At 33.5% G+C, this 7,443-nt stretch carries 10 protein-coding genes; 4 read left to right on the forward strand and 6 right to left on the reverse strand.

The features are described from left to right. Positions 1-2 precede the first annotated feature (2 nt). The 5 genes from IMZ30_RS11945 to IMZ30_RS11965 all read right to left on the reverse strand — a co-directional run bounded on the left by IMZ30_RS11945 (position 3) and on the right by IMZ30_RS11965 (position 3,693). On the reverse strand, positions 3-1,082 hold the full coding sequence (locus tag IMZ30_RS11945) for a bifunctional 3-deoxy-7-phosphoheptulonate synthase/chorismate mutase type II (RefSeq protein WP_207038518.1): 1,080 nt from the start codon (positions 1,080-1,082) through the stop codon (positions 3-5). 66 nt (positions 1,083-1,148) lie between these two features. Further along, positions 1,149-1,370 carry a hypothetical protein gene (locus IMZ30_RS11950; protein ID WP_207038519.1) on the reverse strand — a complete coding sequence of 74 codons (222 nt, stop codon included), beginning with the start codon at positions 1,368-1,370 and terminating at the stop codon, positions 1,149-1,151. Further along, the gene (locus tag IMZ30_RS11955; protein WP_207038520.1) at positions 1,371-2,084 is read right to left on the reverse strand and encodes a GLPGLI family protein; all 714 of its coding nucleotides are present in this window, start codon (positions 2,082-2,084) and stop codon (positions 1,371-1,373) included. A gap of 263 nt (positions 2,085-2,347) precedes the next feature. Beyond that, entirely contained in the window at positions 2,348-3,202 is an 855-nt protein-coding gene (prmC, locus tag IMZ30_RS11960) for a peptide chain release factor N(5)-glutamine methyltransferase (RefSeq protein ID WP_207038521.1), read from the reverse strand. 2 nt (positions 3,203-3,204) lie between these two features. Next, positions 3,205-3,693: a GNAT family N-acetyltransferase gene (locus tag IMZ30_RS11965; RefSeq protein WP_207038522.1), complete on the reverse strand. Its 489-nt coding sequence runs from the start codon at positions 3,691-3,693 to the stop codon at positions 3,205-3,207. Between the two features lie 25 nt (positions 3,694-3,718). Between IMZ30_RS11965 and ribD the strand changes: the two genes are divergently transcribed. Genes ribD through IMZ30_RS11985 form a run of 4 tightly spaced genes read left to right on the forward strand, consistent with a single transcriptional unit; the run spans position 3,719 to position 6,857 of the window. Then, positions 3,719-4,765: a bifunctional diaminohydroxyphosphoribosylaminopyrimidine deaminase/5-amino-6-(5-phosphoribosylamino)uracil reductase RibD gene (gene ribD / locus IMZ30_RS11970; protein WP_207038523.1), complete on the forward strand. Its 1,047-nt coding sequence runs from the start codon at positions 3,719-3,721 to the stop codon at positions 4,763-4,765. Then, complete coding sequence (locus tag IMZ30_RS11975) at positions 4,755-5,366, forward strand: HAD-IA family hydrolase (RefSeq protein ID WP_207038524.1); 612 nt, start codon at positions 4,755-4,757, stop codon at positions 5,364-5,366. Before ribD ends, IMZ30_RS11975 begins: the two co-directional genes overlap by 11 nt. Next, positions 5,363-6,235 carry an EamA/RhaT family transporter gene (locus tag IMZ30_RS11980; RefSeq protein WP_207038525.1) on the forward strand — a complete coding sequence of 291 codons (873 nt, stop codon included), beginning with the start codon at positions 5,363-5,365 and terminating at the stop codon, positions 6,233-6,235. The genes IMZ30_RS11975 and IMZ30_RS11980 overlap by 4 nt, the downstream gene beginning before the upstream one ends. A 4-nt stretch (positions 6,236-6,239) precedes the next feature. Beyond that, positions 6,240-6,857 (forward strand): IMPACT family protein, encoded by a 618-nt coding sequence (locus IMZ30_RS11985; protein WP_207038526.1) that lies wholly within the window; start codon positions 6,240-6,242, stop codon positions 6,855-6,857. Between the two features lie 7 nt (positions 6,858-6,864). Here IMZ30_RS11985 and IMZ30_RS11990 read toward each other — a convergent pair whose 3' ends face one another. Next, the gene (locus IMZ30_RS11990; RefSeq protein ID WP_207038527.1) at positions 6,865-7,266 is read right to left on the reverse strand and encodes an acyl-CoA thioesterase; all 402 of its coding nucleotides are present in this window, start codon (positions 7,264-7,266) and stop codon (positions 6,865-6,867) included. Positions 7,267-7,443: the final 177 nt, after the last annotated feature.

Consider the following 7,443-nt stretch of genomic DNA (forward strand, 5'->3'; position numbering starts at 1 on the left):
GGCTATTGACTTATAATTTTATGTTGATGTTGAATAGATTCTTGGTGAATGGCTTTTAAAAAACGAATTACAAATTCTTTTGATAAATCATTTTCATCAGCATTAGCAATTAAGCGTTGTAAGATAGCATTCCACCGTTCTGGCTGAAGTATAGCCACATTATTTTCTTTTTTAAGGTAACCAATAGAATCAGCCACTTTCATGCGTTTACCTAAAGCTTCTAAAATTTGATCGTCGATTAAGTCAATTTTTGATCTCAATTGCTTAATGTCTGTATTAAATTTATCTTCGCCTTCTCTATTTCTGATTTTTAAATCAATCGTCATCTGGTCTAAAAAAGCTGGCGTAATTTGCTGTGCAGCATCGCTCCAAGCTTTATCTGGTGCATGGTGAGTTTCAACCATTAAACCATCATAATTTAAATCAAGAGCTGTTTGGCAAATATCAAAAACCAAATCACGATCGCCTGCAATATGCGATGGATCAACAATTAAAGGCAAATCGGGAAAGCGACTTTGCAAGTCAACAGCTATTTGCCATTCTGGATTATTACGATATTTTATTTTTTCGTAAGTAGAAAACCCACGATGTATCACACCCAGGTTTTTAATATCAGCTGTATAAAATCGTTCAACTGCGCCAAGCCATAAAGCTAAATCTGGATTAACTGGATTTTTAATTAATACAATTTTGTCTGTGCCTTTTAAAGCATCTGCAATTTCCTGAACAATAAACGGGCTCACCGTACTTCGAGCACCTATCCAAAGTACGTCTACATCAGCTTTTAGAGCTAATTCAACATGTGTTTTATTAGCAACTTCGGTAGCGATTTTTAAACCGGTTTCTTCTTTTGCACGCTTAAGCCACTCAAGTCCAATAGCACCAACACCTTCAAAGTTTCCTGGTCTTGTGCGAGGTTTCCAAATTCCAGCACGCATAACGCTAGTATCGGTATCTTTTAATTGATGAGCAATGGTTAACACTTGTTCTTCAGTTTCTGCACTACAAGGTCCAGCAATCACTAAAGGGTGATTTAGGTTAAAGTTGTGTAACCAATTTTTTAACTGCTTGTCGTTCTTCATAAAAGTATCTAATCTTCAGCAAAAATAAATTTAATTCGCAATTTAACACGCATATTTAATAGGCTTTTAGAGAATTTTGGCTTGAAGCTTTAAATTATAGGCACCATTTATATCTGAAATATCAAATTGAAACTTGGCCTCATTAATTAATGGTCTTGCAATTACATTAGTATTAGCGATGCCTTGCTTTAAACTATCGGTAATTAGACCTGAAAATTTAAGCTGTTGGGCTTTAGCACCTGCTAAAACCAATAAACATAAAACGGTTATCGCAAAGCTTAATTTCAATTAATTATCTTTAAATGGGTTGACTTTATCGATCATTTTTTGGTAAGCTTCAAGGCTAATTTGAGGTAGATTGGTTGGTGGAGATTCTAAAGCTGATGCCTTAACCTCTTTAAAACTAATAAGATTTGCAGTAAATAGTTTACTTTCAATCTTAATAAGCAAGCCAGGTAAACTGCCGTAGTTTAATACATTAAAATTAGTGGGAATATTTGGTGCATACCATAGCTTAAAATTATATTTTGATTGGACTTCAACTTCTGCAAGATAACACTGGTACTTACCTATTTGCTTGGTATCATTTAACAAAGTGACAGGCGAATAGTCTATTTTTAGCAAAAACGCTTTGATATCAAGATGATTAGAGTGTATTTCTAGCATTAAAGAATCCTTTCCTTTTTCTCTGTAATATTTAGTTGAACCACCTGCAAACCGTAATGCTGGGTCTAGCTTTCGTTTTCGATCTTGAATTCCCATATCTTGAACCACTTCATAAAAACTAAGTTCTGCATTAAACACTAACTTGGCTTTAGCAGGTCTAGAATTTAGATATTTGTTAAAGGCTTTTTTTAGTAAAGTAGGGTCAGTACCTTCTGACATCTTTTTTTTTATATGCGCTTTAAAGTGCGCTTTATTCACCTTAAACTGATAAGTTGCCTCGTAGGTTTGGGCATAAAGACTAGCTTGCATTATTAGAAGAATGAGCAATATTTTCATAATGTGAAATTTTAAAAGTAGGCTAAAAAACAATCGTGTTCGTCTATGAACGCATGTATTAACTTGAATGAAAGATGTTATTATTCACTAAGTATAAAAGCCAATATATTTTTTAATTACATCTTCAAATGTAGAAAAAAAACATTTCACACTTTTGTAATAAATATTTTTGTAATAATTTATTTTTTTGGCTTAATTAGTAGTAAAATTATAATTATATTACCTTTTTTATACAAATTAAGAACAGTATTTTAGCTCTTAATTTAAGACTTATTAAGCGCCTTTAAAAACCGTAGATTTCCTCTAAAATCGTGTTTTAACTCAATTTCAATAAAGCCCAAATCTTCAATAAGTTGCTTGGTATCTTCGGCTAAATATTGGTTGAGTTCAAAAAACAATTTACAAGAAGTTTGTTTTTTTGCTAGTTGTGTAATTTTTCGGTAAAACAACAAAGGGTCACGATTTGAGACAAACAAAGCTAATTCGGGTTCATGGTCTAAGACGTTAGGCTGCATTTCGGATTGTTCTAATTCACGCACGTAAGGCGGATTTGAAACTATGACGTCAAAGTCCTGCGGAAGTTGCTCGAGCTGAAGAATATCTTGCTCAAAAAAATGAATCTTTTGTTGATGTGTCTTGGCATTTTCGGCTGCCAGTTGAAGTGCTTTGGTTGAAATATCACAAGCATAAACTTCAGCTTGTGGCAAATGTTTAGCTAAAGTAATTGGTATACAACCGCTACCGGTACCAATATCTAAAACCTTAATAGCTTGGTGTGTTTTCAGTTCAGCAATTATCCATTCTACTAGTTCTTCTGTTTCGGGACGCGGAATTAAAACAGATGGATTCACCTTAAATCGCTCGCCATAAAATTCAGTATAGCCTAAAATATATTGAATGGGTTCTTGCTTAAGTAATCGCGAAAGCTTCAACTGAAATTCTTTAAGTTGCTGATCCTGAATTTCAACATCAGCTTGTAATTGATGGTCTAAAGCGCGATAACCTAAAACTTCTTCTACTAACCAATGGTAAAGACTTTCTGCTTCTGCTTGGTCGTAAACTTCTGTAAGTTGTTTTAAGCAATCCTCGCGGTATTTTCGTAAATGAAGTTGAGCCATTTTTACAAAGTTTTAAGCATCCAAACATCACAAGAATGATGACCTGTGTTGCCCATTCGGTGGTCAATATATTCGAATCCAGTTCGTTGATAGAGTTTCTGCGCTGCCTTCATCCAAGGCAAAGTCTCAATATAACACTGCGTATAAGCTTGCTCTCTGGCAAAGTTTAAACAATATTGCATCATTTTAGTGCCTAAGCCGCGACCACGAACTTTAGGATGAAAATACATTTTTTGCAACTCACAAATGTCTTGAGATTCGCCTTCAAGTTGAGCAATACCTGCGCAACCTAAAATTTCATTACCTTCAAGTAACACAAAATAATTGGCGCGTTTTTGACTTTGATAATGTTCAAAAAGTGTATCTAAAATAGGGTCGGCATAAGCGGTGCCAGTCTTAGGTGCATTTTGCTCTTCGAGAACAAAACGAATTAAGGCGGCGACTTCTATGTTATCTTGAGCTTGAATTGGTCGGATTTCAATCGATTTCATCAAAATTAAATTCTATTTTTGTGGCGTGAATATACATGAAAAATACATGGCGCGTTGCATTGAATTGGCAAAAAAAGGCTTAGGCAACACCTATCCTAACCCACTTGTGGGCGCTGTGATTGTTTACAAAGATCAAATTATTGGTGAAGGTTATCACCACAAAGCTGGTGAAGCACATGCTGAAGTGAATGCGATTAAAGCGGTTAAAGATCAAGAGCTTCTTAAAAAATCGACTATTTATGTGAGTTTAGAACCTTGCAGTCACTACGGTAAAACGCCACCATGTGCTAACTTAATTATAGATAAAGGAATACCAAACGTGGTCATTGGCCATGTAGATCCGTTTGCTGAAGTGGCTGGACGTGGAATTAAGAAATTATTTGAAGCTGGACGTCACGTTCATGTCGGTGTTTTAGAAAATGAGTGCGCTGAGCTTAACAAACGCTTTTTTTGTTTTCATCAAAAAAAGCGGCCTTACATTATTTTAAAATGGGCACAAACTGCTGATGGGTTTATAGCGCCTGATCATCAAAATAAAGGTGAAATTTTTTGGATTTCAAATGCGTATGCCAAGCAAATGGTTCATCAATGGCGAACGCAAGAAACAGCTATTTTGGTGGGTACTTCTACGGCTTTAAAAGACAATCCTCAGCTTTCTGCAAGACAATGGCATGGCAAACAACCAACGAGATTAGTGATTGATCGAAATTTACAATTACCTGAAACGCTTCAATTATTAGACCAATCACAACCTACATTAGTATTTCATGACATGGAGTTCAATCAAGCGTCTCAACAAAACTTAACCTACGTTCCTATCGATTTTTCTAAAGATGTCATCAATCAAATATTAGCGCAACTCTACCAAAACAACCTAGCATCGGTAATTATTGAAGGTGGCCAAAATACCTTACAACATTTTATTAATGAAAACTTGTGGGATGAAGCACGCGTGTTTGAAAGTCAATCTAAACTAAAAAGCGGCATTAAAGCACCAAAATTTACATCTAAAAGCTCTCAAACAATAAAAATTTTAGATAACCAACTGAAATACTATTACAATGAAGATTAAGCATTTGATATTCGACTTTGGTGATGTTTTTTTAACACTTGATAAATCGGCTACAAATAAATATTTAAGTCGGTTTGGCTTAAAAGAATTTACACCTGAAATGCTGAAACAAAATGAAGCTTATGAACAAGGGCTGATTTCAACCGAAGACTTTGTAAGCTTTTACACTTCAACCGTAGACGGGTTAACAGCTGAAAAGTTCATTGAAGCCTGGAACTCAATTTTAATCGATTTTCCTGAACATCGTTTGCAATTTATTCAGCAGTTGGCTGAACAAGCAAATTTCGATTTAGTGCTATTAAGCAACACGAATGAGTTGCATATCGATTGGATTAAACAACATATTAATTGTTTTGAAAGCTTTAAAAGTTGCTTTAGTCAATTTTATTTATCGCATGAAATTAAGCTCAGAAAGCCAAATCCAGAAATATTTGAGTTTGTAATAAACCAAAACAAGTTTAAGGCAAATCATTGTTTGTTTATAGATGACACTAAGGAACATACTTTAGGCGCTCATAGTCTCGGAATTAAGACTTGGCATTTAAAAGCTGGACAAGAAGATGTAACCGATTTATTCACTAAACAAGCTCATTTATTTTGATTTCATTAGCGCTAAGTATTTTATCTTCAAGCCTTATTTATGTGGTCTTTAAACTTTTAGGTAAATTTGAAGTTTATCGATTGCATGCGTTAATATTCAATTATCTCACAGCCTTTTTACTAGGGCTGAGCATGCAATCTAACCTAAGCTTGTCGAGCTTTAATGAAGTTTATGTGCAAGATTGGTTTTTGGGTGCTATTTTTTTAGGAATTTTATTTATTACCATCTTTAATTTTATGGTCATTACCACACAGAAAAGTGGTTTATCAGTAGTTTCCGTTGCCAGTAAAATGAGCTTAGCAATTCCTGTTATTTTTGTGATTATCGCTTATGATGAAGCGCTTAATTTTGGTAAATTAACAGGTATAATTTTAGCTTTAGTCTCTGTGTTTTTAGTTTCAATAAAATCTAAATCACTTCAAATAGATTACCGTAATTTAATTTTTCCGCTTATTGTTTTTGTAGGTAGTGGTATTATAGAAAGTAGTATAAAGTTTTTTGAAAATGATTACGTCGCTGAATCTGATGTAGCTATTTTTTCAGCAAGTATTTTCCTTTTTGCATTTATTTCAGGATTAATAATGCTTTTTTCAAGCCGTATTCATCGCCAGCAAAAGTTATTACCAAAAGCAATTTTTGGTGGTATTTGTTTAGGAATCCCCAATTACTTTTCAATTTACTTTTTTATAAATGCCCTTGGTTACGACCAATTAAGCGATTCTGCAGTATTTATAATCAATAATGTAAGTATTGTTTTACTCTCGACCATTATTGGCATTTTAGTATTTCATGAGCGTTTAATTGTCAAAAATTGGATCGGAATTGCTACAGCTATTGTAAGTTTGGTGCTCATTACTTTATTTAATTGATTTTATGACTGAAGATACTTACAAAACAATTTTAAAACCAGGAAAAGAAACACTATACAAGGTTAAAGGAAGTAAGTTTTTTGGTTATGCGTTTCCAGTTGAAACTGAAGAAGACGTCAACAAAGCTATAGAACAACTTAAGAAAAAACACCATAAAGCTAGACATTTTTGTTATGCGTGGCAGTTAGGAAAACATTATGAGCATTACAGAGCTAATGATGACGGCGAACCTTCAAATTCAGCTGGTATGCCTATTTATGGTCAATTACAAGCTTTTAATTTAACCAATGTTCTAGTGGTTTCTGTTCGTTACTTTGGTGGTACAAAATTAGGTGTTGGTGGTTTAATCTCTGCTTACAAAACTTCAGCACAACTTGCCATCGAAGCAAGCGAGATAAAAGTTAAACGCATTACGCAAGTGTTTTATGTTAATTGTGAATACGATATGATGGATGTAGCCATTCGTTTGGCAAATGATTTAAAAGCTGAAATTATTCATCAGAATTTAGAACTCGACTGTAATTTTACCATCGAAGTTCGTTTAGATGATTATGCTCGTGTTTTTGAAAATTTTAAAACAACCTACGGACTTAATGTTAGAGAAAAAAGAGACAAAAAATAATCGATTATCAACCAGAAATTAAGTCTAAAATAGACTGAGGACAACGAATTGGTCTTCTTGATTTTGCATCCATAAAAACATGAGTTGTAGAACCTGATGAACTCACAATTTCATCATTAATTTTAATGTTATATAAAAATTTCATTTTAACATTTGGCAGAGACTCTAAATAACAACCAACCTTAATGATATCACCAAAATAAAGTGGCTTTTTAAAATCGACATTAAGATTAATTAATGGCAGCATTACTCCTTTTTTTTCAAGCTCATGGTAGTGCATACCAGCATTTCGAAGCCATTCTACTCTCGCCTGCTCAAAATATACGGCATAATTAGAATGATGCACAATCCCCATTTGATCGGTTTCAGCGTAACGAATTTCTATTGTTGTTTGACTAGGTTTTAACATAATTCAAAAGAGAAATTAACATATAAAGATGTGATTTTTGACATCCCTTAATATTAAAAAATAAAACTTAAAATTCAACACAAATTTCATTTTTTTATTAATTAATTTGTTCACATATTTGTCATCTCGATAGAGAAAATTTTAAAACAAAAATCAATTTATAACAGTCTAAAAATT

Source organism: Psychroflexus sp. ALD_RP9, assembly GCF_017311165.1.
In the GTDB taxonomy this organism is placed as follows: Bacteria; Bacteroidota; Bacteroidia; order Flavobacteriales; family Flavobacteriaceae; genus Psychroflexus.